At 72.2% G+C, this 24,948-nt stretch carries 24 protein-coding genes; 17 read left to right on the top strand and 7 right to left on the bottom strand.

What is annotated here, in order from left to right:
• Window positions 1-69 precede the first annotated feature (69 nt).
• Window positions 70-927, top strand: coding sequence for a type I methionyl aminopeptidase (gene map, locus RAN62_RS02790; RefSeq protein WP_305782823.1), 858 nt, complete (start codon window positions 70-72; stop codon window positions 925-927).
• Here map and RAN62_RS02785 read toward each other — a convergent pair.
• Both RAN62_RS02785 and RAN62_RS02780 read right to left on the bottom strand, forming a co-directional pair.
• Window positions 924-1,349, bottom strand: coding sequence for a ferritin-like domain-containing protein (locus RAN62_RS02785; RefSeq protein ID WP_305782822.1), 426 nt, complete (start codon window positions 1,347-1,349; stop codon window positions 924-926). The genes map and RAN62_RS02785 overlap by 4 nt on opposite strands.
• Window positions 1,346-1,792 carry a hypothetical protein gene (locus RAN62_RS02780; protein ID WP_305782821.1) on the bottom strand — a complete coding sequence of 149 codons (447 nt, stop codon included), beginning with the start codon at window positions 1,790-1,792 and terminating at the stop codon, window positions 1,346-1,348. Before RAN62_RS02780 ends, RAN62_RS02785 begins: the two co-directional genes overlap by 4 nt.
• Before the next feature lie 287 nt (window positions 1,793-2,079).
• On the opposite strand from RAN62_RS02780, the gene rimP reads away from it, so the two are divergent.
• The 10 genes from rimP (at window position 2,080) to truB (ending at window position 13,045) form a co-directional block, all read left to right on the top strand.
• On the top strand, window positions 2,080-2,742 hold the full coding sequence (rimP, locus tag RAN62_RS02775) for a ribosome maturation factor RimP (protein ID WP_305782820.1): 663 nt from the start codon (window positions 2,080-2,082) through the stop codon (window positions 2,740-2,742).
• Window positions 2,739-3,755, top strand: coding sequence for a transcription termination factor NusA (nusA, locus tag RAN62_RS02770; RefSeq protein WP_305782819.1), 1,017 nt, complete (start codon window positions 2,739-2,741; stop codon window positions 3,753-3,755). Before rimP ends, nusA begins: the two co-directional genes overlap by 4 nt.
• Window positions 3,733-4,092, top strand: a complete 360-nt coding sequence (locus tag RAN62_RS02765; protein WP_305782818.1) for a YlxR family protein — start codon at window positions 3,733-3,735, stop codon at window positions 4,090-4,092. The genes nusA and RAN62_RS02765 overlap by 23 nt, the downstream gene beginning before the upstream one ends.
• A gap of 132 nt (window positions 4,093-4,224) precedes the next feature.
• A complete protein-coding gene (gene infB, locus RAN62_RS02760; protein ID WP_305782817.1) occupies window positions 4,225-7,350 on the top strand; it encodes a translation initiation factor IF-2 in 3,126 nt (1,041 codons plus the stop codon).
• Window positions 7,351-7,420: 70 nt separating this feature from the next.
• On the top strand, window positions 7,421-8,440 hold the full coding sequence (locus RAN62_RS02755) for a TRM11 family SAM-dependent methyltransferase (RefSeq protein ID WP_305782816.1): 1,020 nt from the start codon (window positions 7,421-7,423) through the stop codon (window positions 8,438-8,440).
• Between the two features lie 42 nt (window positions 8,441-8,482).
• A complete protein-coding gene (locus RAN62_RS02750) occupies window positions 8,483-8,776 on the top strand; it encodes a DUF503 domain-containing protein (protein WP_305782815.1) in 294 nt (97 codons plus the stop codon).
• A gap of 111 nt (window positions 8,777-8,887) precedes the next feature.
• The gene (gene rbfA, locus RAN62_RS02745) at window positions 8,888-9,355 is read left to right on the top strand and encodes a 30S ribosome-binding factor RbfA (RefSeq protein WP_305782814.1); all 468 of its coding nucleotides are present in this window, start codon (window positions 8,888-8,890) and stop codon (window positions 9,353-9,355) included.
• Window positions 9,352-10,398, top strand: coding sequence for a DHH family phosphoesterase (locus RAN62_RS02740; protein ID WP_305782813.1), 1,047 nt, complete (start codon window positions 9,352-9,354; stop codon window positions 10,396-10,398). Before rbfA ends, RAN62_RS02740 begins: the two co-directional genes overlap by 4 nt.
• 419 nt (window positions 10,399-10,817) lie before the next feature.
• Window positions 10,818-12,140 (top strand): MATE family efflux transporter, encoded by a 1,323-nt coding sequence (locus tag RAN62_RS02735; RefSeq protein WP_305782812.1) that lies wholly within the window; start codon window positions 10,818-10,820, stop codon window positions 12,138-12,140.
• A 23-nt stretch (window positions 12,141-12,163) separates the two neighbouring features.
• Window positions 12,164-13,045, top strand: coding sequence for a tRNA pseudouridine(55) synthase TruB (truB, locus tag RAN62_RS02730; RefSeq protein ID WP_305782811.1), 882 nt, complete (start codon window positions 12,164-12,166; stop codon window positions 13,043-13,045).
• 347 nt (window positions 13,046-13,392) lie between these two features.
• Here truB and RAN62_RS02725 read toward each other — a convergent pair whose 3' ends face one another.
• Window positions 13,393-13,788 (bottom strand): response regulator, encoded by a 396-nt coding sequence (locus RAN62_RS02725; RefSeq protein WP_305782810.1) that lies wholly within the window; start codon window positions 13,786-13,788, stop codon window positions 13,393-13,395.
• A complete protein-coding gene (locus RAN62_RS02720; protein ID WP_305782809.1) occupies window positions 13,785-16,655 on the bottom strand; it encodes a hybrid sensor histidine kinase/response regulator in 2,871 nt (956 codons plus the stop codon). The genes RAN62_RS02725 and RAN62_RS02720 overlap by 4 nt, the downstream gene beginning before the upstream one ends.
• Window positions 16,656-16,735: 80 nt before the next feature.
• Between RAN62_RS02720 and RAN62_RS02715 the strand changes: the two genes are divergently transcribed.
• From RAN62_RS02715 to dapB, 6 genes are all read left to right on the top strand, one after another.
• A complete protein-coding gene (locus tag RAN62_RS02715; protein WP_305782808.1) occupies window positions 16,736-17,659 on the top strand; it encodes a bifunctional riboflavin kinase/FAD synthetase in 924 nt (307 codons plus the stop codon).
• 114 nt (window positions 17,660-17,773) lie between these two features.
• On the top strand, window positions 17,774-18,043 hold the full coding sequence (gene rpsO / locus RAN62_RS02710) for a 30S ribosomal protein S15 (RefSeq protein WP_305782807.1): 270 nt from the start codon (window positions 17,774-17,776) through the stop codon (window positions 18,041-18,043).
• Window positions 18,044-18,240: 197 nt separating this feature from the next.
• Window positions 18,241-20,571, top strand: coding sequence for a polyribonucleotide nucleotidyltransferase (locus RAN62_RS02705; protein ID WP_305782806.1), 2,331 nt, complete (start codon window positions 18,241-18,243; stop codon window positions 20,569-20,571).
• Between the two features lie 8 nt (window positions 20,572-20,579).
• The gene (locus tag RAN62_RS02700) at window positions 20,580-21,914 is read left to right on the top strand and encodes a M16 family metallopeptidase (RefSeq protein WP_305782805.1); all 1,335 of its coding nucleotides are present in this window, start codon (window positions 20,580-20,582) and stop codon (window positions 21,912-21,914) included.
• An 86-nt stretch (window positions 21,915-22,000) separates the two neighbouring features.
• Window positions 22,001-22,891: a phosphatase PAP2 family protein gene (locus RAN62_RS02695; protein ID WP_305783049.1), complete on the top strand. Its 891-nt coding sequence runs from the start codon at window positions 22,001-22,003 to the stop codon at window positions 22,889-22,891.
• Complete coding sequence (gene dapB / locus RAN62_RS02690; RefSeq protein ID WP_305783048.1) at window positions 22,875-23,627, top strand: 4-hydroxy-tetrahydrodipicolinate reductase; 753 nt, start codon at window positions 22,875-22,877, stop codon at window positions 23,625-23,627. The genes RAN62_RS02695 and dapB overlap by 17 nt, the downstream gene beginning before the upstream one ends.
• A gap of 30 nt (window positions 23,628-23,657) precedes the next feature.
• On the opposite strand, the gene RAN62_RS02685 is transcribed toward dapB, so the two are convergent.
• Genes RAN62_RS02685 through RAN62_RS02675 form a run of 3 tightly spaced genes read right to left on the bottom strand, consistent with a single transcriptional unit; the run spans window position 23,658 to window position 24,945 of the window.
• On the bottom strand, window positions 23,658-23,948 hold the full coding sequence (locus RAN62_RS02685; protein WP_305782804.1) for a helix-turn-helix domain-containing protein: 291 nt from the start codon (window positions 23,946-23,948) through the stop codon (window positions 23,658-23,660).
• Entirely contained in the window at window positions 23,945-24,343 is a 399-nt protein-coding gene (locus RAN62_RS02680; RefSeq protein WP_305782803.1) for a type II toxin-antitoxin system RelE/ParE family toxin, read from the bottom strand. Before RAN62_RS02680 ends, RAN62_RS02685 begins: the two co-directional genes overlap by 4 nt.
• A 44-nt stretch (window positions 24,344-24,387) precedes the next feature.
• A complete protein-coding gene (locus RAN62_RS02675; protein ID WP_305782802.1) occupies window positions 24,388-24,945 on the bottom strand; it encodes a GNAT family N-acetyltransferase in 558 nt (185 codons plus the stop codon).
• Window positions 24,946-24,948 lie beyond the last annotated feature (3 nt).

Here is a 24,948-nt window from a genome sequence, read left to right as displayed (position 1 = left end):
GCCCAGGAGCGGCAACAACCGGTGTGCGGTCCCGGCCGGGCCGCCCGGGCGCGGAGCTAGTCTGGCGGTATGACCGTTCGCGCCCCGCTGACCCCGGGAAAAGTCTCGCCCTGGCGGTCGGTGCCGTCCTCGATCGCCCGTCCCGAATACGTCGGCAAGAAGCGCCCGAAAGAGTGGCGCGGCTCGCACGTGCAGACGCCGGAGACGATCGAGAAGATGCGCGTCGCGGGCCGGCTCGCGGCCCAGGCCACCCAGCTCGCCGGGGAGCACTGCAAGCCCGGCGTGACCACGGACGAGATCGACCGGGTGGTGCACGAGTTCCTGATCGACCACGGTGCCTACCCGTCGACGCTGGGCTACAAGGGCTTCCCGAAGTCGTCGTGCACGTCGCTCAACGAGGTCATCTGTCACGGCATCCCGGACACCACGGTGCTCTCCGACGGCGACATCATCAACGTCGACGTCACCGCCTTCATCGGGGGTGTGCACGGGGACACCGACGCCACCTTCCTGGTCGGGGAGGTGAGCGAGGAGGCCCGTCTGCTCGTCGAGCGGACCCACGAGGCGATGATGCGCGGCATCCGGGCGGTGGCGCCGGGCCGGCCGATCAACGCCGTCGGGCGGGTCATCGAGGCCTACGCGAAGCGCTTCGGCTACGGCGTGGTGCGCGACTTCACCGGGCACGGCATCGGCGAGACCTTTCACAGCGGGCTCTACATCCCGCACTACGACAACCCGCGGCTCGACACGGTCATGGAGCCCGGGATGACCTTCACCATCGAGCCGATGATCACCCTGGGCACCCACGAGTGGGAGATGTGGCGCGACGGCTGGACCGTCGTGACCAAGGACCGCAAGTGGACGGCGCAGTTCGAGCACACGCTCGTGGTGACCGACGACGGCTACGAGATCCTGACGCTGCCCTAGGAGGGGCGCCCGGGCCAGGTCAGTGTCACCGGGCTGGCCTGGTCGAGGCGGCGCCAGCGGGTGGCCTGCACGGCGGCGTCGGTCAGCGCGCTCAGGGCCGTCGACCGGTCGCCGCCCTCGGCGACGGGCAGCACGGCCCGCCACGCCTGGGCGACGCCGTCCTCCACCTGGGTCGCCAGCTTCCGGGCGCTCGCCGGGTCGGTCACCGGGAAGGGCAGCTCGTAACCGGCCGGGGCGGGCGCGGTGCTCGCCTTGAGCGCGGCCAGCTTCGCCACGAGCAGGTCGCGGCGGGCGCGGTGCTTCTCCTGGGCGGCGCGGGCCTCGGTCCGCTCGGCCTCGGCGGTCAGCTTGACGCCGAGGACTCCGTACGCGTAGATCGCCGCCTCCTCGGCCGCGAGGGCCGCCGCCAGCTCGGCGCTCACCGGAGGGCCTCCGCGTGCGTTGCGCGGGCGGCCGCGATCGAGCCCACCAGGGCGGCCCGCGTCGCCGGGGCTTGCAGACAGGCGGCGACGGCGGTCTTGTGCGCCGCCTGCTCGGCTTTGCGCAATGTGGCGAGCGTCTCGGCGCCGGCCGGAGCGCTCGAGGCCGCCGCCGACGTGGGGAGGGCCACACCGATCAGCTGCGCCAGCGCCGTCGCGTGCTCCCGATGGTCCCCGGCGAGCGGGGCGAGACGCCCGGCCTGGGTGGGATCGGTCACCACGGCCCGGTCGTACGCCCCCGCGAGCGCGAGTGCCTCGTCGAGCACGGGCTGCAACGGGTCCGGGGGCGGGACGGGCTCGGGGTCGTCGCGGAAGAGGCCGCACCCCGCGAGGCTCGTGACACCGGCGGTCCCCGCGGCGGCGGCGAGGAGCTGACGTCTGTTCATCAAGGCTAGTCAACACTATCGGCGCATGAAGTCACACGCACGGTGTCGCCGGGAGGCGTACCCGCGTCGTGAGCTGGACCGATGTCCCGGCGGGAGCGACCGCCGGGGGTGCTCGCGGGCTCCCCCGGGGGCCGGAATCGGTGCGGCGGCGGCCGGGCCCTTCGCGCGGCGCGTTACGCTCTGCGTCAGCCGCCGGGGAGATGGCCCCGGTGGCATGCCGGTGTTCCCGGCGAATTCCCGGCGGGCGCCTTTCACCCGCCGCAGGTGAGACAGAAGGGTTGGGCCCGATGACGCAGCGTGGTCGCGCCGGCGCCCGGCCGGTGAACCGCCGTCCCGGCAGCGGCCGGGGGCGGGCGGAGGACAGCGCGCCGCAGCAGCCCACGGCGCCCCGCATCGACCTGGTCGCCGCCCGCGCCCGGGTCCGCGAGGTGATCGAGCCCGTGATCGTCGCCGCCGGTTACGACCTGGAGGACGTCAGTCTGTCCCGGGCCGGCCGCCGGCACGTGGTGCGGGTGCTGGTGGACGGCGACGGCGGCATCAGCCTCGACGACGTGGCGATCGTCTCGCGGGCCGTCTCGGACGCGCTCGACGCGGCCGAGGAGACCGGCGGCGAGGTCCTCGCCGGCGAATACCAGCTGGAGGTGGGCTCGCCCGGCGTCGACCGGCCGCTGACCCTGCCCCGGCACTGGCGGCGCAACGTGACCCGGCTGGTCACGGCCGACGTCGCGGGCCGGTCGCTGACCGGCCGCGTCACCTCCGCGGACGAGACCGGTGTGGTGCTCGACGTGGACGGGAAGACCCAGGAGATCGCGTGGGGCGACCTCGGCCCCGGCAAGGTGCAGATCGAGTTCAAGCGGCTCGACGAGGCGGTCTTCGCGGACGAGGACGACGACGCGGACGACGACGAAACCGACGACGACGACGAGGATGGGGAGGGCGAGGACAAGTGAACATCGACCTCGCGGCGCTGCGCGCCCTGGAGCGCGAGCGGGAGATCCCGTTCGACACGATCCTCGCGGCGATCGAGACCGCGCTGCTCACGGCCTACCGGCACACGGACGGGGCCGAGGCCCACGCCCGGGTGGAGATCGACCGCAAGAACGGCGCGGCCCTGGTCTTCGCCCAGGAGCTGGACGCCGACGGCGCGATCGTGCGCGAGTGGGACGACACGCCGCACGACTTCGGCCGCATCGCCGCCATGACCGCCAAGCAGGTCATCCTGCAGCGGCTGCGCGAGGCGACCGACGAGGCCCACTTCGGGGAGTACGCCGGCCGCGACGGTGACCTGGTCACCGGCATCGTGCAGGCCGACGCCGCCCGGGCCGAGAAGGGCATCGTCATCGTCGACCTGGGCAAGCTCGAGGCCGTGCTGCCGCAGGCCGAGCAGGTGCCGGGGGAGGCCTACGACCACGGGTCCCGGATCCGGGCGATCGTGGTGCACGTGGCCAAGGGCTTCCGCGGCCCCCAGATCACCCTCTCCCGGTCGCACCCGGCGCTGGTCAAGAAGCTCTTCGCGCTCGAGGTGCCGGAGATCGCCGACGGCGTGGTCGAGATCGCGGCGATCGCCCGTGAGGCAGGTCACCGTACGAAGATCGCGGTCCGCTCGACGGTGGCCGGCGTCAATGCCAAGGGCGCCTGCATCGGACCGATGGGCCAGCGCGTCCGGGCCGTGATGAGCGAGCTGCACGGCGAGAAGATCGACATCATCGACTGGTCGGACGACCCCGCGCAGTTCGTCGGAAATGCCCTCTCACCTGCGAAGGCGTTGCGGGTGGAGGTCGTCGACCTGGCCTCGCGGACGGCCCGGGTGACCGTGCCGGACTTCCAGCTGTCGCTCGCGATCGGCCGGGAGGGGCAGAACGCCCGGCTGGCCGCGCGGCTGACCGGCTGGCGCATCGACATCCGCCCCGACAACGAGCCGGCCTCGGCCGCGGAGCGGGATGCCGCCGAGACCGGAAGCTGACCGGATACGCGAAAGCCGCGTCCGAGGAGTAGACTTTTCTGAGGCCGGTCCGGTGCGCACCTGCATCGGTTGTCGCATGCGCGCTCCGGCCTCCCATCTGCTGCGGTTCGTTGCGGTGGAAGCGGGGGATTCCCTCCGGCTTCAGCCTGATCCGGACCGCCGGCTGCCGGGGCGGGGTGCACATTTGCACCCCGATCCGGCTTGCTTCGCGCAAGCGGAGCGGCGACGCGCCTTCGGGCGTGCGTTGCGTCTCTCCGGCGTTGCTGACACCGGGCAGCTTGCCGAGCACATCCGTGCGGCCCCGCCGCACGGAACAACCGATGACGAGGCGTCGTAGCCCCGTCACGACCCAGCAAGGTAGGACGACCGACATGAGCACACGATGAAGTCCCTGAAATGACCAGGCTTCTAGTGCACGAGTGAGGTCGCTGCGGGTTCGCACTCGCACGGCCTCGAAGTGAGGAGTGCAGTGCCAGGAAAGGCCCGCGTACACGAGCTCGCCAAGGAGCTCGGGGTCGACAGCAAGACCGTTCTCGCCAAGCTCAAGGAGATGGGCGAGTTCGTCAAGTCCGCATCCAGCACGGTCGAGGCCCCCGTGGCCCGGCGGCTGCGAGTCAACTTCGACGCCCAGTCCGGCGGTGGCGCCCCCGCGGCGTCCGCCCCCGCGCCCTCGGCGCCGAGCACCGGGAGCCCCGCGCCCAGCGCGCCGCGTCCCAACCCCATGACGGCCCGGCCGCAGCCGCCGCGCCGTCCCACCCCTCCTCCGGCTCCGGGAGCGCCCAGCACGTCCGCGCCCTCGGCTCCGGCTCCCACGCCCGGCCCCGCCGCGGCGCCCCGCCCCGGTCCGGCCCGTCCGGGTCCCCGGCCGGGTCCCGTCGCGAAGCCGGCGAGTGCCCACGACATCGAGGTGGCGGCCGCCGAGGCCCGCGCCTCGGCGCTGAAGGCCGAGCAGGAGGCCGCGGTCAAGGCCGCCCAGGCCGCCCGCACCCGTGACGCCGAGCGCCGGGCGCAGCAGCCCCCGGCCGACGGCGGCGCGGGCACCCCGGGTGCCCCGGCCCGTCCGGCTCCGGGTGGTCCGCGCCCGGGTCCCGGTGCGGTTCCGCCGCGTCCGGGTTCGCCCGCGGCCAACCGCACGGCTCAGCCGGGCACGCCCGCGCCGGGTCGTCCCGGTCCGGGTGGTCCGCGTCCGGGTCCGGCCCGCGGTCCGGGCAACAACCCCTTCGGCGTCTCCGGTGGCGGCGGTCGTCCGTCCCCCGCGTCGATGCCGCGTCCCAACCAGGCCGGCAGCGGCGGTCCCCGGCCCAACCCGGCCGGCATGCCCCCGCGGCCGAGTCCCGCGTCCATGCCCCCGCGGCCCAGCCCCTCGTCCATGCCGTCGCAGCGTCCGGCTCGTCCGGGTGGCCCCGGCACGGGTCGTCCGGGTGGTCCTGGTGGTGGCGGCGGCCGTGGCGGTGCCGGTGGCGGCTTCCGTCCCGGCGGCGGCGCCGGCGGTGGCGGTGGCTACCGCGGCGGTCCCGGTGGTGGCGGCGGTGGCGGTGGCTACCGTGGCGGCCCCGGCGGCGGTGGCGGCGGTGCCGGTGGCGGTTTCCGTCCCGGTGGCGGCGGTCCCGTCGGTGCCGGTGGCGGCGGTCGCCCGGGTGGCGGCGGTCGTGGCCGTGGCGGCGGTGCCGCGGGTGCCTTCGGGCGTCCCGGTGGCCGGCCGACCCGCGGTCGCAAGTCGAAGAAGCAGCGGCGTCAAGAGTTCGACAACCTGTCGGCTCCGCAGATGAGCTCGGGTGCTCCGCGCGGTCAGGGTCAGGAGATCCGGCTGTCGCGTGGCGCCTCGCTGTCCGACTTCGCCGACAAGATCAACGCGAACCCCGGCTCGCTGGTCCAGGAGATGTTCAACCTGGGCGAGATGGTGACGGCGACGCAGTCGTGCTCCGACGACACGCTGCTGCTGCTCGGCGAGCACCTGGGCTTCGACGTGCAGATCGTCAGCCCCGAGGACGAGGACCGCGAGCTGCTCGCGCAGTTCAACATCGACCTCGACGCCGCGGTCGACGAGGACCGTCTCGTCACCCGGCCGCCGGTCGTGACCGTCATGGGTCACGTCGACCACGGTAAGACGAAGCTGCTCGACGCGATCCGCAAGACCAACGTGGTCGCCGGCGAGGCGGGTGGCATCACCCAGCACATCGGCGCCTACCAGGTCGGCTACGAGCACAACGGCGAGGAGCGGGCGATCACGTTCCTGGACACCCCGGGTCACGAGGCGTTCACCGCCATGCGTGCCCGTGGCGCCCAGGCGACGGACATCGTCATCCTGGTCGTGGCGGCCGACGACGGCGTCATGCCGCAGACGGTGGAGGCCCTCAACCACGCCAAGGCGGCCGAGGTGCCGATCGTGGTCGCGGTCAACAAGGTCGACAAGCCGGACGCCAACCCGGAGAAGGTCCGCCAGCAGCTGGCCGACTACGGGCTCCTCGCCGAGGAGTACGGCGGCGACACGATGTTCGTCAACGTCGCGGCGAAGCCCGGCATCGGCATCGACGACCTCCTCGAGGCCGTCCTGCTGACCGCCGACGCGTCGCTGGAGCTCACCGCCCCGACCGACGGCCCCGCCCAGGGTGTCGTGGTCGAGTCGCACCTCGACAAGGGCCGCGGTGCGGTCGCCACCGTCCTGGTGCAGAAGGGCACGCTCCGGGCCGGCGACTCGATCGTGGCGGGCGGCGCGCACGGCCGCGTCCGCGCCATGCTCGACGAGAACGGCAACAACGTCGCCGAGGCCGAGCCGGCCCGTCCGGTCCTGGTCCTGGGTCTGACGTCGGTGCCGGGCGCGGGCGACACGTTCCTCGCCGCCGAGGACGACCGCACGGTGCGGCAGATCGCCGAGCAGCGGCAGGCCCGCCGCCGCGCGGCGAGCTTCGCCAACTCGCGTGGCCGGGCGACGCTCGAGACGCTCATGGAGCAGCTCAAGGAGGGCGAGAAGACCTCGCTCACGCTGCTCATCAAGGGCGACTCCTCCGGTTCGGTGGAGGCTCTCGAGGACGCGCTGTTCAAGATCGAGATTCCGGACGAGATCCAGCTCAAGGTCATCCACCGCGGCGTCGGTGCGATCACCGAGAGCGACGTCAACCTGGCGTCGGCCTCGTCGGAGCAGATCGCGACGATCATCGGCTTCAACGTCCGGGCCAGCAACAAGGTCAAGGAGCTGGCCGACCGCGCCGGCGTGGAGATCCGCTACTACAGCGTGATCTACCAGGCCATCGAGGAGATCGAGGCGGCGCTCAAGGGCCTGCTCAAGCCGGAGTACGAAGAGGTCGAGCAGGGCACGGCGGAGATCCGCGAGATCTTCCGCTCGTCCAAGATCGGTCTCATCGCCGGTACGATCGTGCGCTCGGGTCTCATCAAGCGCAACGCCAAGGCCCGGGTCCTGCGCGACGGGGTCGTGGTGGCGGAAAACGTCACCATCAACTCGCTGCGCCGGTTCAAGGACGACGCCACGGAGGTCCGCGAGGGCTTCGAGTGTGGTGTGACGTTCTCGGGCTTCGGCACGCCGCAGATCGGCGACGTCTTCGAGACGTTCGAGATGCGGGAGAAGCCGCGCGCCTGATGACGCGAGGCTGAGACAAGCGGCGGCCCCCGGTGCGACAGCACCGGGGGCCGTTGTCTTTACTACTCAGATGTCCCGCTACGCCCTGCTGCTCGCCCCCTCCGCCAACCGCGTCTACGCCGATCAGGCCGGCCGCCTCACCCGCGCGGAGCTCGCCGCCTTCTCCGGGGCGCTGACCACGCCGCTCACGGACGTCGCGGAGGCGACCATCGGCGGCGTCGGCTACGTGACCTTCGAGGGCGTGCTGGAGCCCCGGGACGTCGCGCTGCTGTCGAACCTCTCCTCGGGCTACGCGCTCTTCGAGCTGCTGCCCGACGAGCTGCTGCGCCCGGTCACGCTGACCCCGCTGGCCCGCTACGACAGCGACCTGATCACGATCCCCAAGTACGCGGGCAAGACCAACGAGCAGTTCACCAAGCTCGTGCTCAATCTCGCGCTGCTGGCCTCCGCGTCGGCCGGGCGCATGCTCAATGCCCGGCTCACCGTCTGCGACCCGCTGGCCGGGCGCGGGACGACGCTCAACCAGGCCCTGATGTACGGCTACGACGGGCTCGGCATCGAGATCGACGGCAAGGACGTGGAGGCGTACAAGCTGTTCCTGCAGACCTGGCTCAAGCGCAAGCGGCTCAAGCACACCGCCGACCTGGTGCCCGTGCGGCGGCAGGGACGCCGGGCGGCGCGGCGGCTCGAGGTGACGCTGGCGGCCAGCAAGGAAGATCACAAGGCCGGCGACATCCAGAAGGTCACGCTGATCCAGGCCGACACCACCCAGCTCGACGGACTGCTCCGGCCGAACTGCGCGGACGTCATCGTGGCGGACCTCCCGTACGGCGTCGCGCACGGCAGCTACGACGACGCCGGCGGCATCCGGCGCAGCCCGCTCGACCTGCTCGAGCGCGCGGTGCCCGAGTGGGTGACGTTGCTGCGTCCCGGCGGCGCCATGGGGCTGTCGTGGAACACCAAGGTCGCGAAGCGGGAGCTGGCCGAGGACATCCTGCGGGCCAACGGGCTCGAGCCGGTCGCCCACGAGGACCTGAGCCACCGCGTCGACCAGGGCATCGAGCGCGACGTCATCGTGGCCCGCGCGTAACTCAGGTGTTCGCGTGCGTCGCCGGGCGTACGCTGCTCGCTGATGTACACCGAGACTGCGATCTTCGACCTGCTCCTGCCGGGTGACTCGCGCACCTTGAAGCAGAAGCGCTCCTATGTCCGGCCCATCCTCGCGATGCTGAAGAAGTTCGAGGTCAGCGCGGCCGAGGTGGGCATGCACGACCTCTACGGGCGGGCCCAGATCGGGGTCGCCGTGGTGGCCGCCGAGCCCGCCCAGGCCCGGGCCGTCGTCGACACCTGTGAGAACCAGGTCGCCGGGCGTCCCGAGATCGAGCTGCTGTCGGTCAAGCGGCGGCTGTACGGCGACGAGGACTAGGGACAGCCCTGGGGTCGGGGGCGCGTTCGGGGCCCGGGCTGCCTGGGTAGGCTTCGGGAGTTGGGCGGGGGAACCGGATCCCCGCAGGCACGGTTGTCGGAGGTGGGCGTTATGTCGGACCCGGCCAAGACGCGGCGGCACGCGGAGCGGGTGAAGGAGCTGGTGGCCTCGCTGGTGCGCGAGCTCAAGGACCCCCGCCTCGGCATGCTGACCGTGACGGACGCCCGGATCACCGGGGACCTGCGTGACGCGCAGGTGTTCTACACCGTCCTCGGCGACCCGACCGAGCAGGCCTCGACGGCGGCGGCGCTGGAGAGCGCCAAGGGCATGCTGCGCAGCCGGGTGGGCCACGCCCTCGGGCTGCGGCATTCGCCGAGCCTCACGTTCGTCCTGGACAACGTGCAGGACCACGCCAAGGAGATCGACGACCTGCTGGCGGCGGCGCGGCACCGGGACGCCGAGGTGCAGCGGCTGGCGGCGGGCAAGCAGTACGCGGGCGACGCCGACCCCTACAAGAGCGACGCCGACGAGGACGAGGACGACGCGGACGAGCGGGTGGGCGCCGAGGAGAATCGGTGACCGACACGGTCGCCGGCCCCTCCCTCGCCGCCGGGCCCGGGATCGCCGAGGACGACTGGGCCGCCGCCGTGGCGGCGGTCCGGGGTCTCGCCCCCGATGCCCGGGTTCAGCTCGTCTGTCACGTGAACCCGGACGGGGACGCGCTCGGCAGCATGCTCGGTTTCGGGCTGGGCCTGCGCGCACTCGGCGTCCGCGAGCTGCGGGCGTCCTTCCCGGGCCCGTTCGACGTCCCCGGCCCCTTTGCCGGCATGCCCGGCCTGGAGCTGCTGGTGCCCGAGGCCGAGGCGTACGCCGAGCCCGACCTGCTGCTGGTCTTCGACGTGGCGGCGGAGTCCCGGATGGGTCCCCTCGCCGCCCGGCTCGCCGGTCCCGGCACCTGCGTGGTGCTGGACCATCACGCCACGAACACCGGCTTCGGTGACGTGCGTCTCGTCGACCCGTTCGCGGCGGCCACCTCGGTGGTGGCGGTGGAGCTGCTCGACCGGCTGGGCGTCCCGCTCGACCGGGAGATCGCGGAGTGCCTCTACATCGCGCTCACCACGGACACGGGCTCGTTCCGCTTCGACATGACCACCCCGCGGGTGCACGAGCTGGCGGCGCGGCTGCTGGCGACGGGGCTGCGGCCGGGGGACATCTCGCGGCGGGTCTTCGACACCCGGCCCTTCGGGGCGACGAAACTGTTCGCCGACGCGCTCGCCCGGGCCGAGCTGGAGCCGGGGGCCGTGGGCGGCCTGGGGCTCGTGTGGACGTACGCGACGCTCGACGACCTGGCCCGGCACGGCCAGCAGCCGTACGTGCTGGACGCCCTGATCGACCCGGTCCGCTGCGTGGCGGAGGCCGACGTGTCGGTCGTCGTGAAGCAGACCGGCCCCGAGGAGTGGGCCGTCTCGCTGCGCAGCAAGGGGGCGGTCGACGTCAGCGCGGTCGCCATGGCGCTCGGCGGCGGCGGGCACCGGCTCGCGGCGGGCTTCACCGGGCACGGCACGCCGGACGACGTGATGGCCACCGTCCGGGCCCAACTGGATCAACGCTCGGTAACCTAGTCGTTACATTAAGTGGCGGCAGGTCGGCCCCCTGGGCTGGTCTGCCGCCATTTTTGCGTCCCGAGTCGTGAGACCGACTGCGCAGGGACCGGGATTGAACGATAGTTTGGGTGAACGGAAGTTAGGTTTTTGCACGGTCACAACCCTGGCCGGCGGTGAAGACCTCGAGCCGCGCTTCTCGCGCCGCGCCGCGCGCCACCGCCCGGAAACCCCGGGCCGGTCCCGCGGGGCCCGCTCGACCCGATCCTGTCCAGGAAGGACCCTTGTCATGGCCGCGAAGCCCAAGCCCCCGCCGTCCGACGACCCGCGCGAGCAGGCCCGCCGCGCCCTGCAGACCTCGCTCGACACGCGTCAGTAAGGTTCGGTAACCACCGAGCTGCGTTGCGCTCCTTACGGTCGGGCGGGCATCATGAGCACTCATGAGCCCGTCCGCCGCGAGGACCGCCGACGCCACGCTGACCCGCCGCATCGCCGGCCTCGCCCTGCCCGCGCTGGTGGTGCTGGCCGCCGAGCCGCTCTACGTGCTGGTCGACACCGCGGTCGTCGGTCACCTGGGCCGCCTTCCGCTGGCCGCGGTCGCTGTCGGCGGCACGGTCATGTCGCTGGCCGTGTGGTTCGGGACACTGATGGCGTACGGGACGACCGGTCGCGCCGCGCGCCGGTTCGGGGCCGGCGACCGTACGGGTGCGGTGTCCGAAGGCGTCCAAGCCTCCTGGCTGGCGCTGATCACGGCGCTCGTGCTGGTGGTCCTGGCGCAGGTGTTCGCCGGTCCGCTGGCCCGCGCGCTCGCGAGTGACCCCGAAGCCGCCCGCTCCGCCGAGACGTGGCTGCGCATCGCCGTCCTCGGCGTGCCCGGCCTGCTGCTCGCCGCGGCGGGCAACGGCTGGATGCGCGGCGTGCAGGACACCCGGCGCCCGCTGTGGTTCGTGCTCGGCGCCAACGTGCTGTCGGCCGCCCTGTGCCCGCTGCTCGTCTACGGCGCCGGCTGGGGCCTCGAGGGCTCGGCCGTCGCCAACGTGGTCGCCCAGACGGTGTCCGGCGGCCTCTTCCTGTGGGCCGTCGTCCGCGAGCGCGCGCCCCTGCGCCCGGTCCCCGCCGTCATCGGCAACCAGCTCGTCCTGGGCCGCGACCTGCTCATCCGCGGCGCGGCGTTCCAGGCGTGCTGGCTGTCCGCGACCGCGGTGGCGGCCCGCTTCGGCGTCGCCGCCGTCGGCGCCCACCAGATCGCCCTCCAGCTGTGGTTCTTCGCCGCCCTGGCCCTCGACGCGGTCGCCATCGCCGCCCAGTCGCTGGTCGGTGCGGCCCTCGGCGCCGGCGACATCACCGCCGCCCGGGAGGTCGCCCGCCGCGTCACCCTCGTGGGTGGCATCGCCGGAGTGGCCTTCGCCGGGCTCGCAGCAGCCGGCGCCGGCGTGATCCCGCAGCTCTTCACCAGCGACGCCGCCGTGCACGACCAGGCCGCCGTCGTGTGGCCGTGGTTCGTGGCGATGCTGCCCTTCGCCGGCGTGGTCTACGCGCTCGACGGGGTGCTGATCGGGGCGGGCGACGTCGGCTATCTGCGCACGATGACGCTGATCGGGGCGCTGGGCGGCTTCCTGCCGCTGATCTGGCTCGCGCACGCCTTCGCCTGGGGGCTGCCCGGCATCTGGGCCGGGCTGGCGGCGTTCACCCTCGTCCGGCTGGTGGCGCTGCTCATCCGGTGGCGCGGATCCCGCTGGGCGGTGGTGGGCGTCGCCCGCTGAGCGGCGTCTGGTTGGCTGGGGCGGTGAACGTCGACGGTCTCATCGTTGTGGACAAGCCGGCCGGGATGACCTCCCATGACGTGGTCGCCCGGATCCGGCGGCTGGCCAAGACCCGCCGCGTCGGGCACGGGGGCACCCTCGACCCGATGGCCACGGGCGTGCTCGTCATCGGCGTCAACCGGGCGACCCGCCTGCTCACCTATGTGATCGGGTCCCGCAAGAGCTACGCGGCGACCATCCGCCTCGGCCAGTCGACGATCACCGACGACGCGGAGGGCGACGTCACGGCGACCTCCCCGACCGCCGAGGTGACCGACGACGCCATCCGGGCCGGTCTCGCCGCCCAGACCGGGGAGATCGACCAGGTGCCCAGCGCGGTCAGCGCGATCAAAATCAACGGCGAACGGGCGTACAAGCGGGTCCGCGACGGCGAACAGGTCGAGCTCGCCGCCCGCCGCGTCACCGTCTCGCGCCTCGACATCCTCGCCGTCCGCCGCGACGCCGGCCTCATCGACGTGGACGTGGAGGTCGACTGCTCCAGCGGCACCTACATCCGGGCGATCGCGCGAGACCTGGGCGCCACGCTCGCGGTGGGCGGCCACTTGACTGCCCTCCGGCGTACGGCGGTGGGCGACCTGACCCTCGCCGCGGCGGCCACGTTGCCGGAGCTGGAGGAGCGCGCCCCGGACGTGATCAGCTTGCCGATGAGCGAAGCGGCCCGGCGCGCTTTCCCGGCGCGCGAGGCCACGCCGGACGAGGCCCGCGTGCTGAGCCACGGCGGCCCGCTGGCGCCGGTGGGCATCGAGGGCCCGTACGCGGTCTTCGCCCCGGACGGCGATCTGCTGGCCATCGTGTCGGAGCGCGAGGGCCGGGCGCGGGCCGAGATCGTCCTCGCCCCGGCCTGACTTGGTGGCCCGCTGTCGCCGGGCAGCCGCTGTCGGCCCGGACTCGGAGCGCGCCACCGCTTCGGATCCGGCCGTCACGGGGAGCGTCATTGCCGCGTCACACCCGATGCACAACGTCTGCTGCGACCGGTCCGAACTCGCTTTCGGCTGGGGATCGCCTCAGGGCTTCGCCCAACTCCTCGCCGGCTGCCAGCAGCCGGGCATCGAGGAACACCAAAGGCAGGCGATTGCCTGGCTCGAGGGATGGTAGGCACAGCGCTGCGAGCGGCGCGGTCACGCCGTCTCGTTCGATACGACACGGCCTCAGATCCGAGTCTCCGGAAGGGGCGGCACCCGCAGGCTCGTCCTCAGCGCTTCTGGAGGTATTCGGCGACGACGGCGACCAGGTCGGCGGCGGCGTAGGGCTTGTCGAGGAAGCCGTCGCAGCCGGCTTCGACCGCGGCGGCCCGGTCCTGGGGGAGGACGCTCGCGGTGACGGCGACGACCACGGGCTTGCGGCGGTCGGCGGCGATGCGGCCGGTGGCGAGGTCGCCGGCGAGGGTGAGGCCGTTGCCGTCGGGGAGGTTCATGTCGAGGAGGACCAGGTCGACGTCGGCGGTGTCGAGCTGGGTGCGGGCCGCCGCGAGGCTGTTCGCGTCGATGATCTCGGCGTCGCGGACGGCGGCGACCTCGGCGCGGGCCAGGACCGCCTTGACCAGGGTGCGGTTCAGTTCCTCGTCCTCGACCAGCAGGATGCGGCTCACAAATTCTCCTCAGCGACGGGCGAGTCGGCGGCGTGCGATTCAGCGGCGTGCGATTCAGCGGCGGGCGGCGAAGCAGCAGGCTGCGAAGCGGCGGGCGGCGAAGCGGCGGCGGATGGCAAAGGTGACCCGGCGGAGGGCGGCGACGCGGTGGGCGGCGAAGCAGCGGGTGCCCCGGCGGCGGGTGACAAAGGCGAAGCGGCGGCGGGTGACGAAGGCGACCCGGCGGCGGGTGACGAAGGCGACAAGGGCGGTGGCGAAGGCGGGTCGGTCGCGGGGACGCCCAGCAGCGGCGCCAGTTTCTCCGCCCCGGCGCCCCCGGCCATGGCGGTGGCCACGACGCCGCCCGCCATGGCCGTGGCGACCAGGGATGCTTCGCCGGCGGTCGCGGCCAGGCCGAGGACCGGGGTCTGGCGGGTGGCCGGGTCCTGTTCCATGGCGGCGAGCATGCTGAAGCCGTCGGCGGCCGGCGACTGGATGTCGCAGACGATCAGGTCGAACTGGCCCTCGCGGCTGCGGGCGAGCCCGTCCCGCCCGTCCGCCACGGCGACCACGTCGGCGCCCCCGGCGCGCAGGCCGTCCTCGATGGCGCGGCGGACGGCGTCGTCGTGATCCACGACCAGGACGCGGGGGACGGGGCGCTTGGCGACCGTACGGGCGAGGGCGCTCAGCATCGCGGCCGGCTCGACCGGCTTGACGAAGTAGTCGCTCGCGCCCAGGGCCAGGCCGGCCTGGCGCTCGTCGATGATGGTGGCGAAGAACACCGGGATGTCCGCCAGCCGGGCGTCGGCCTTGAGCCGCCGGATGACCTCGAAGCCGTCGATGCCGGGCAGGGCCACGTCGAGGACGATCGCGTCGGGCGGGTGGGCGCCGGCGGCGGTGAGCCCGGCCTCGCCCGTGCCGGCTACGTCGATCTGGTAGCCGGCGTGCTCCAGCTGGGTGCGCAACAGCTCGGCGGCTTGCGGGTCGTCCTCCACGAGCAGGATCCGGGCGCCGTCGCCGCGGCCGTCGGCGGTCACCGCTTCGACGACGGGTGCGGCCGGCAGCCGTACGGTGAAGGCACTGCCCGCACCCGGCGCCGACACCAGTGAGATCTCGCCGCCGTGGGCCTCGGCCAGGCGCTTGGTGAGCGCGAGCCCGAGGCCGGTGCCCGCGCGGGCCCGCTCCGGATCGCCGACCTGCTGGAACTCCTCGAAGACCCGGGCGTGGTCGGCGGGCTCGATGCCGACGCCGGTGTCCGCGACCGTGACGGTGACGCGGTCTCTGTCGAGCGCGGTGGTGACCGTGATCCGGCCGCCCTCGGGCGTGAACTTGATGGCGTTGGAGAGCAGGTTCTCGACGATCTGCCGGAAGCGCACCCGGTCGGCGTTCGCCGTGACCTGGGCCAGCTCGGTGACGACGGTCAGGTGCTTGGTGGCGAGCAGCGGCGAGAGCCCGGTGAGCAGCTCCTGGATCGCGGCGTCGGCGCGCAGCGGGGCGAGGCGCAGCTCCAGCCGGCCCGCTTCGACCTTGGCCAGGTCGAGGATGTCGTTGATCAGCCCGAGCAGGTGGCGGCCGCTGGTGTGGATGTGCTCGGCCCACTCGGCGGGCACCCGGCGCCGGTCGCCCTCCGGCTCCTCCTGCCGCATGAGGTCGCTGAAGCCGATGATGGCGTTCAGAGGCGTACGCAGCTCGTGGCTCATGTTGGCCAGGAACGCGCTCTTCGCCGCGCTGGCCCGGGTGAGCGCCTCCACCGACGCGCTCAGCTCGGCGGCGAGCCGGCGCTGGGCCGCGACGACCGCCTGCCGCTCGGCCAGGATGCCCGCCTCCCCGCCCAGCAGCGCGAAGAGTCGCAGGTCGTCGTCGTCGAAGAGGGTCCGGTGCCGGTTGAACAGCAGCACGGCCCCCTCGGCGTCGGGCGGGACGGGCATGCCGACCACGGTCACGAAGTCGTCGCCGAGGTCGTCGCCGTAGTGCTCGACCAGCGCCTCGCCGCCCTCGCGGAGCCGGGCGGGCCGGCCGCGGCGGATCAGCGCGGTGACCTCCGGCAGGCTCAGCTCCTGGGGGGTCGCCAGCGGCGGACCGGAGTACGCGGCCGTGGCGAGCATCCCGTCGGGGCGCGGCATGAGCACGGCCACGGCATCGGCGCCCGTCTGCACGCGCATGATCGCCGCGTACGTCTGCCAGACCTCCTCGGGCGACTCGACCTCGGCCCGCAGCAGCCGCTCGGTGACCGACTGGGCGGCCATGGCGGAGAACGCCCGGCGCAGCCACTTGGGCGGGGCGAAGGCGACGATGTAGCCGGCCGCGCAGACCAGGGCCAGGATCCGGTACGCGGTGATGTAGCTCTCGTCCAGCGGATGCGTCACGGCCAGCACCAGGACGACCAGCATGGTCACGGACGTCAGGGCGGTCGCTGCCGCGACGGACAGCCGGACGCGGTTGGCGCCCGTCCGGCGGCGGGCCTTGCTCAGCAGCAGGTAGCCGGCCGTGAGCTCCACCAGCACATAACCCGTGACCGACACGATCCACTGCCGGTTCGGGATCGGCTGCGGCGCCAGGATCAGCGGGCCCGCGGTGAAGACGGAGATGCCCAGGGCGCCCCACTCCTGCCAGGCCGGCACCGAGCGGAGCCGGGAGGCGAGGCGCAGCGTGAGGTAGGGCTGGGCGAAGAGCAGCACAACCGCGACCAGGATCACGCGGTAAGGAACCTGGACGGCGAGGCTGACCAGAACGAGCGTGAACCAGACCGCGCTGGGCAGGAACAAAAGGGTCACGTCGCGCTGCAGCGGGTCACGTCGTCGCAGGTAGCCGTACAGGGCGCGCAGAAATAGCACGGCGAACACGCAGCCCGCCGCGACGAGATCCAGGGGCAGCTCGTCGTCTCCCATATCGGGATCAACTGTAGCGTTTCAGGCAGTCGGGGTGGCCGATACTCTTACGCGTGGTCGACGCACAGGGGAGGCGTGCAATGCAGCGGTGGCGCGGCTACGAAGCGGTGCCGGGCGATCTGGGGCGGTCGGTGGTCACCATCGGCGTCTTCGACGGGGTGCACCGGGGTCACCAGGCCATCATCGGGCACACCGTGAAGCGGGCGAAGGACCTCGGGCTGCACTCGGTCGTGGTGACGTTCGACCCGCACCCCGCGGAGGTGGTCCGGCCGGGGTCGCACCCGGCGGTCCTGACCGAGCCCGTACGCAAGGCGGAGCTCATCGCGGAGCTGGGGGTCGACGCGCTCTGCGTGGTGCCGTTCACCCCGGCCTTCTCGCAGCTGGGCGCCGAGGAGTTCGTGCACGACGTGCTGGTCGAGGCCCTGCACGCCGCCGTGGTGGTGGAGGGCGACAACTTCCGCTTCGGGCACAGGGCGGCCGGCGACATGGCGCTGCTGGCCAAGCTCGGGCACACGTTCGGCTTCACGGTCGAGGAGGCGCCACTGGTGGCCGGCGAGGGGCTGGTCTACTCGTCGACGTACATCCGGAGTTGTGTCGACGCCGGGGACGTGAAGGCCGCGGCCGCCGCGCTCGGCCGGCCGCACCGGGTCAACGGCGTGGTGGTCCGGGGCGACCAGCGCGGCCGGGAGCTGGGCTTCCCGACGGCCAACCTGATGACCCACCGCTATGCGGCGATCCCGGCCGACGGGGTCTACGCGGGCTGGCTGCTGCGCGACGGCGAGCGGCTGATGACGGCCGTGTCGGTGGGGACCAATCCGACCTTCTCGGGCCGGGAACGGCGGGTGGAGGCGTACGCCCTCGATTTCGACGGTGACCTCTACGGCGAGCGGGTGGCCGTCGATTTCGTGGCCCACCAGCGTGGCCAGCTGACATTCACCGACATCCCGGCCTTGATCGAGCAGATGACCAAGGACGTCGCGGAGACGAGGACGCTGCTCTCCTGAGGGGCTGGTAGGGTTGTCGAGTATCGGAGTGTCCGATCGACGACCCTGCGTGCCTGCCCGACGCCGCGGGTGCAGGAGTTCGCTTTCACCCGGCAACACAGAAGTACGGAGAACATGGCGCTCGATCAAGAGACCAAGACCAAGATCATCGGTGAGTACCAGGCCGCGGAGGGCGACACCGGCTCTCCCGAGGTCCAGATCGCGATGCTCACCAAGCGGATCGCCGACCTGACCGAGCACCTCAAGGTGCACAAGCACGACCACCACAGCCGTCGTGGTCTGCTGCTGCTCGTCGGCCGTCGCCGCCGCCTGCTCAACTACGTCCAGAAGAAGGACGTCCAGCGTTACCGCTCGCTCATCGAGCGGCTCGGCCTGCGCCGATAGCTTCACCCGGGGGAGCGGCTTCTGGTCGCTCCCCCGCTGTACAACCCACGGACCCGCGCGGCCGCAGTAACTGACGGCACCGGTCCTCGGTAGTGGTTCCCGGAACCCGATTTCCGGGCACTTCGATCGAAGACCGGCCACCGCTGCAACCGCGCTGTAGAGACCGCCGGGTCCTCGACGAAGGAGTTCCGCACCACATGACAGAGCAGAAGACCGCTCTCGGCACCGAATCCCGCACCGCCGTCATCGACAACGGATCGTTCGGCACCCGGGAGATCACCTTCTCCACCGGCCGGCTGGCCAAGCAGGCCGGCGGCTCGGTCGTCGTCCAGCTGGGCGAGACGACCGTCCTCTCGACCACCACGGCCAGCAAGGCGCCGAAGGAGCACTTCGACTTCTTCCCGCTGACGGTCGACGTCGAGGAGCGCATGTACGCCGCGGGCCGCATCCCCGGCTCGTTCTTCCGCCGCGAGGGCCGGCCCAGCGAGGACGCGATCCTCACCTGCCGCCTGATCGACCGGCCGCTGCGCCCGTCGTTCACCAAGGGCCTGCGCAACGAGGTCCAGGTCGTCGAGACCGTCCTCGCGCTGGACCCGGCGCACCCCTACGACGTCGTCGCCATGAACGGCGCCTCGATGTCGACCAAGCTCTCCGGCCTGCCGTTCAGTGGCCCGGTCGGCTCGACCCGCGTCGCCTACATCGAGGGCCAGTGGGTCGCCTTCCCGACCATCGAGGAGCTCGAGCGGGCCGTCTTCGACATGGTCGTCGCCGGCCGCGTCACCGAGGACGGCGACGTCGCGATCATGATGGTCGAGGCCGAGGCCACCCCGCAGGCGGTCAAGCTGATCGCCGCCGGTGCCACCGCCCCGACCGAGGAGATCGTGGCGAGCGGTCTCGAGGCCGCCAAGCCCGCCCTCCGCGAGCTGTGCCGCGCGCAGAGCGAGCTGGCCGAGGTCGCCGCCAAGCCGGTGCAGGAGTTCCCGGTCTTCCTGGACTACCAGGACGACGTGTTCACCGCCGTCACCGAGGCCGTCCGCGAGGAGACCGCCGAGGCGCTCAAGATCGCCGGCAAGCAGGAGCGCGAGGAGGCCCTCGACCGGGTCAAGGCCAAGGCGCACGAGCTGCTCGACGAGCGGTTCGAGGGCCGGGAGAAGGAGATCTCCGCCGCCTTCCGCTCGGTCACCAAGAGCGAGGTGCGCCAGCGCGTGCTGCGCGAGCAGGTCCGCATCGACGGCCGCGGCCCGCGCGACATCCGCCCGCTGTCGGCCGAGGTCGGCATCCTGCCCCGGGTCCACGGCTCGGCGCTGTTCGAGCGGGGCGAGACCCAGATCATGGGCGTCACCACGCTGAACATGCTGCGCATGGAGCAGGCCCTGGACACCCTCGCCCCCGAGAAGTCCAAGCGCTACATGCACAACTACAACTTCCCGCCCTACTCGACCGGTGAGACCGGCCGGGTGGGCTCGCCGAAGCGCCGCGAGATCGGCCACGGCGCGCTGGCCGAGCGGGCCCTCGTGCCCGTGCTGCCCTCGCGCGAGGAGTTCCCGTACGCGATCCGCCAGGTCTCCGAGGCCCTGGGCTCCAACGGCTCGACGTCGATGGGCTCGGTCTGCGCCTCGACGCTGGCCCTGCTGTCCGCCGGTGTCCCGCTGAAGGCGCCGGTCGCCGGCATCGCCATGGGCCTCATCTCCGACGAGGTCGACGGCAAGACCGAGTACGTCGCGCTGACCGACATCCTCGGCGCCGAGGACGCGTTCGGCGACATGGACTTCAAGGTCGCCGGCACCAGCGAGTTCGTCACCGCGCTGCAGCTCGACACCAAGCTCGACGGCATCCCGTCCGACGTGCTGGCCGCCGCCCTGCAGCAGGCGCACGACGCCCGCGCCACGATCCTCGGCGTCATGGCCGCGGCGATCGAGGGCCCGGCGTCGATGAGCGAGTACGCCCCGCGCGTCACCAGCGTCAAGATCCCGGTCGACAAGATCGGCATGGTCATCGGCCCGAAGGGCCAGACGATCAACGCGATCCAGGACGAGACCGGCGCCGACATCTCGATCGAGGACGACGGCACGATCTACGTCGGCGCGACCAACGGCCCGTCGGCCGACGCCGCGGTGGAGCGCATCAACGCCATCGCCAACCCGACGCTGCCCAAGGTCGGCGACAAGTTCCTCGGCACGGTGGTGAAGACGGCCGCGTTCGGCGCGTTCATCTCGCTGCTGCCCGGCCGCGACGGCCTGCTGCACATCTCCAAGGTGGGCGACGGCAAGCGCGTCGAGAAGGTCGAGGACTTCCTCAACGTCGGCGACAAGGTCGAGGTCTCGATCGCGGACATCGACAACCGCGGCAAGATCTACCTCGACAAGGTCCGCCCCGAGGGCGAGGAGGCCCCGGCGGCCGCCCCGGCCGCGGCCGGTGGCGACAAGCCCCGCGAGGAGCGCGCTCCCCGCGGCGACCGTGAGGGTGGCGACGCCCCGCGCCGGCGGCGCTCGCGTCCGTCGGGTGACCGTGGCGGCGACCGTAGCTGACGCCACGCATGACAACGAGTAACAACCGCGGGCCGGCCGAGAGGCCGGCCCGCGTTTCTACCAAGGCCCTGGGCGACGGCGTCAAGCGTTCCGTCCTGCCCAGTGGTCTGCGCGTCATCACGGAGACGATCCCGACCACGCGCAGCGCCGCGCTGGGCATCTGGGTGGGGGTCGGCTCGCGGGACGAATCGGCCACGCTGTCCGGCGCGTCGCACTTCCTCGAGCACCTGCTCTTCAAGGGCACCGAGCGGCGCTCGGCCCTGGACATCTCCGCGGAGATCGAGGCGGTCGGCGGCGAGACCAACGCGTTCACCACCAAGGAGTACACGTGCTACTACGCGCGGGTGCTCGACGCGGACCTGCCGCTCGCCATCGACGTACTCTGTGACGCCGTGGCGCACTCGGTCATGGATCCCGCCGACGTGGAGACCGAGCGCGGCGTCATCCTCGAAGAGATCGCCATGCACGACGACGAGCCCGGCGACGAGGTGCACGACGTCTTCACCGAGGCGATCTTCGGGGCGGACACCCCGCTGGGGCGGTTGATCTCGGGCACCGAGGAGACCATCACGCCGATGACGCGGGAGCAGATCCACCGGTTCTACCGCAGCCGCTACAAGGCGCCGCAGATCGTCGTGACGGCGGCCGGCAACCTCGAGCACGCGACCGTGGTCCGGCTCGTGCGGCGGGCGCTGGCCGGAAGTCCGCTGGACACGCCCGGGGCGCCGGCTGCCGTGCGTACCGGGAAAGCGGCCCGGGTGAAACGGCCCGTCACCGTCGTCCGCAACCAGGACACCGAGCAGGCGCATCTGGTCCTCGGCACCGCCGGCCTGCACCGCGACGACGAACGGCGCTTCGCGCTCGGCGTGCTCAACAACGTGCTCGGCGGCGGCATGTCCAGCCGGCTCTTCCAGGAGATCCGGGAGAAGCGCGGCCTGGCCTACTCGGTCTACTCCTACGGCACGCAGTACGCCGACGGCGGCCTCTTCGGCGTCTATGCGGGCTGTGCACCGGGCAAGGCCGAGGAGGTCCTGGCGCTGATCCGCGCCGAGCTCGCCACGGTGGCCCGCGACGGGATCACCGCCGAGGAGCTCGTGCGGGGCAAGGGCATGGTCAAGGGCGCCTATGTGCTCGGGCTCGAGGACACCGGCTCGCGGATGAGCCGGCTGGCCAAGTCGGAGCTGCTCTACGGCGACTTCATGGACGTCGACGACATGCTGGCCAAGGTCGACGCCGTCACGCTCGGCGACGTCAACGCGCTCGCGGCGGACCTGCTCGCCCGCCCGATGTCGCTGGCCGTGGTCGGGCCCTTCGCCGACGACGCCTTTTCGCCCGCTGGCTAGCCTGGAGTGTTGTGACCATCGAAAGCCCCCCGGCGCCCGATGTGGATGTGAGCCCGGCCGACCGGCGCAAGCGGCGCATCATCGGCATGGCCGTCTTCGCGGTCGTCTTCGCGGTCGGCACGTACTTCATCGGCGTGCCGACCAGCGACCCGCTCATCGCCTTCGGCTGGCTCTGGCTGGCGACCATCGCGTGGCGCAACTATCTGCCCTGGAAGCAGCACCTGCTCTTCCTGCGCGACTGGCTGCCCATCTCGCTGCTGCTGGTCGTCTACAACGTCTCGCGCTCGTTCGCCGACGACTTCTTCGACCCGCACGTCACCGAGATGATCCACGCCGACATCGACATGTTCGGCTGGTTCACCGGCGGCCAGGTCCCGACCACGTGGCTGCAGGAGCACCTCTACCACCCCGGCGTCGTCCAGTGGTGGGAGGTCGTGGTCACTTTGGTGTACGTCTCCCACTTCCTGACCGTCCCGACGGTGGCCGTGATCCTCTGGGTCCGCACCCGCTTCCAGTGGGCCCGGTTCATCCGGCGGTGGTTCACGCTGTGCGTGTTCGGCCTGATCACCTATTTCCTCTACCCAGCCGCGCCGCCGTGGTGGGCGGGGGAGCGGGGCTACCTCAACGCCCCGGTCGAGCGCATCTCCACGAACGGCTGGGACGCCATCGGCCTGCACGGCGCCGGCAACACCCTCAACGCCCTGCAGGTCGAGCAGTCCAACCCGGTCGCCGCGATGCCGTCGCTGCACACCGCGTGGGCCATGATGGCGGTCGCCTTCTTCCTGCCCATGGTGCGCCGGCGCTGGTGGCCCCTGCTGCTCGCCTATCCGCTGGCGATGACCTTCACGCTGGTCTACACGGGCGAGCACTACGTGATCGACGTGCTGGTCGGCTGGGCGTACGTGGCGGCGGTCTTCGTGGTCGTCGGCCTGGTCGAACGCCGCTGGTTCCGTCCACTAGATTTGCCGCGTGACTGAAAACCTCCGCGTCGGCGTCATCGGATACCAGGGCCGCATGGGCTCCGAGGCGTGCAAGGCGATCTCGGCCGCCCCCGACCTCTCCCTGGTCGCCACGATCGGCCGCGGCGACGACCTGACGGCGGCGGCCGGGGCCGACGTGGTGGTCGACCTCAGCACCCCCGACGCGGTCATGGACAACCTGCGCTGGTCGGTGGCCCAAGGAATCCACGCGGTGATCGGCGTGAGCGGCTTCACCACCGCGCGCCTCGCATCCGTCGCCGATCTGCTCGCCTCCGCGCCGAAGGTCGGCGTGCTGATCGCCCCCAACTTCGGCATCGGCGCGGTGCTGATGATGCAGTTCGCCGAGCGCGCGGCCCGCTTCTTCGACTCCGCCGAGATCATCGAGCAGCACCACCCGCGCAAGCTCGACGCCCCCAGCGGCACGGCCACCCACACGGCCAGGCTGATCGGCGCCGCCCGCGCCGCGGCGGGCCTGGGCCCGATGCCGGACGCCACTCAGGCGGAGATGGCCGGCGCCCGGGGGACGGAGATCGACGGGGTGCGCGTCCACGCCGTCCGGGCGGCGGGCCTGGTGGCCCACCAGGAGGTCCTCTTCGGTACGGCCGGAGAGACGCTGACCATCCGGCACGACAGCCTGGACCGCGCGTCGTTCATGCCGGGCGTCCTGCTGGCCGTCCGCAACGTGGCGTCCCGCCCCGGCCTGACCGTCGGCCTGGACCCGCTGCTCGACTAGGACACGCCCTAGCTTCTCGGCACCCGCCGGTCAGGCGGCAACCGAGTTGTGGGGACGGAAGACGATGTCGAGCTCCGCGTCCAACGCCGCTGCCAGGCGGGCCAGCAAAGGCACGGTCGGTGTGGCTCCGCCGGACTCCAGGCGGGAGAGCTGTGGCTGTGTCATGCCGGCCCGCTCCGCGAGGTCGGCCTGCGTCATGGCGAGTTCGATGCGCCGGTCGTGGACCATCTGACCAAGCAGCAGTGCCGCCCGGGCTTCCTCATAGGCGGCGTTGTGCTCATCAGCGCCGGAGCGCTGCCAACGGGTATGACGCGTGCTCATCGTCCGGTCCCTCCGATCTCCCAGTGCCATTTCCGCTCATAGGTCTCAGTCGCCGGAGCGTGGGCTTCATGCCCTGATTCACACTCCTGCTGAGCGGCGATTGCCCGCGCCACCTCGCCGCGTTCGATTTGCCGAGTCTTGCGGAACACCGTCAGCAACACAGCTCGTGCCCCGGGAGCCAGCCAGTAGCTGATCCGGACGGCAGAACGGTCCAAATGGAATCGCAACTCGCGCGTCTTGCCGCTGAGATGTCGCGAGTATGGCTCCCCGAGCGTCTCGGCCCGGTCGGCGAAGATGTCCGCCATGGCCTCGACCTTCGCATAGTCCTTGAGCCTCAAAGTATCGAGCCATTCCCGCACCTCGGGTTCCAGCTCGATGTCGTAACGGGCACTCACCCAGCCCAGGATATACCGTGCCTGGTATAACGGCCAGGTCGTTGTCAGGCGAGGGCGACGTGGAGGCGGAGCTGGTTGACGAGCATGTCGTCGACGTCGAGGGCCCGGCCGGCGCCATCGGGCTGCCAGCCGGAGCCGGTCAGGAACTTCTGGGTGGACTGGTCGGCTTCGTAGGCCCAGGCGACCGCCGACGTGAAGCCGTCCTCGCGCCACAGGTCGACCGTGGCGGCCAGCAGGCGGCTGCCGTGGCCGCGGCGGCCCCAGCGCGGCTCGACCAGGAAGTCGGTCACGGCGGCGACGGTGTCGGCGAGGGGCGGCTCCTCGGGGGCCAGGGCCTGCTCGTCGGCCGGGCCGGAGGCCGCGAAGCCGACCACCGTCTGCTCCGACTCGCTCTGCTCGACCGCGATGAGCACCCGGTGGCGCGGGGACGGCGGCTGCTCGATCGCGAGGCTCCAGCCCCGGGTCAGGTACGCCTCGTCGAGGTTCTCGAGCACGTGCGGCGGGAACATCCGGCGGTAGGCCGTGCGCCAGGTGGAGAGCTGGATGCGGGCGATCTCCGAGGCCTCGGAGGGGCGGGCGGGGCGGACGAAGCCGAGAGCCATGCC

Source organism: Symbioplanes lichenis (genome assembly GCF_030709675.1).
In the GTDB taxonomy this organism is placed as follows: domain Bacteria; phylum Actinomycetota; class Actinomycetes; order Mycobacteriales; family Micromonosporaceae; genus Actinoplanes; species Actinoplanes lichenis.
This window is presented reverse-complemented; position numbering and strand designations above follow the sequence as displayed.

Coding starts and splice junctions, on each gene's coding strand:
- RAN62_RS02780 (WP_305782821.1), bottom strand. CDS start 1,792: ATGAACAGACGTCAGCTCCTCGCCGCCGCCGCGGGGACCGCCGGTGTC.
- map (WP_305782823.1), top strand. CDS start 70: ATGACCGTTCGCGCCCCGCTGACCCCGGGAAAAGTCTCGCCCTGGCGG.
- rpsO (WP_305782807.1), top strand. CDS start 17,774: ATGGCGCTCGATCAAGAGACCAAGACCAAGATCATCGGTGAGTACCAG.
- RAN62_RS02675 (WP_305782802.1), bottom strand. CDS start 24,945: ATGGCTCTCGGCTTCGTCCGCCCCGCCCGCCCCTCCGAGGCCTCGGAG.
- rbfA (WP_305782814.1), top strand. CDS start 8,888: ATGTCGGACCCGGCCAAGACGCGGCGGCACGCGGAGCGGGTGAAGGAG.
- RAN62_RS02700 (WP_305782805.1), top strand. CDS start 20,580: ATGACAACGAGTAACAACCGCGGGCCGGCCGAGAGGCCGGCCCGCGTT.
- RAN62_RS02735 (WP_305782812.1), top strand. CDS start 10,818: ATGAGCCCGTCCGCCGCGAGGACCGCCGACGCCACGCTGACCCGCCGC.
- RAN62_RS02685 (WP_305782804.1), bottom strand. CDS start 23,948: ATGAGCACGCGTCATACCCGTTGGCAGCGCTCCGGCGCTGATGAGCAC.
- RAN62_RS02715 (WP_305782808.1), top strand. CDS start 16,736: ATGCAGCGGTGGCGCGGCTACGAAGCGGTGCCGGGCGATCTGGGGCGG.
- rimP (WP_305782820.1), top strand. CDS start 2,080: ATGACGCAGCGTGGTCGCGCCGGCGCCCGGCCGGTGAACCGCCGTCCC.
- RAN62_RS02705 (WP_305782806.1), top strand. CDS start 18,241: ATGACAGAGCAGAAGACCGCTCTCGGCACCGAATCCCGCACCGCCGTC.
- RAN62_RS02720 (WP_305782809.1), bottom strand. CDS start 16,655: ATGGGAGACGACGAGCTGCCCCTGGATCTCGTCGCGGCGGGCTGCGTG.
- RAN62_RS02765 (WP_305782818.1), top strand. CDS start 3,733: ATGCCGCCGAGACCGGAAGCTGACCGGATACGCGAAAGCCGCGTCCGA.
- RAN62_RS02695 (WP_305783049.1), top strand. CDS start 22,001: ATGGCCGTCTTCGCGGTCGTCTTCGCGGTCGGCACGTACTTCATCGGC.
- RAN62_RS02755 (WP_305782816.1), top strand. CDS start 7,421: ATGTCCCGCTACGCCCTGCTGCTCGCCCCCTCCGCCAACCGCGTCTAC.
- RAN62_RS02750 (WP_305782815.1), top strand. CDS start 8,483: ATGTACACCGAGACTGCGATCTTCGACCTGCTCCTGCCGGGTGACTCG.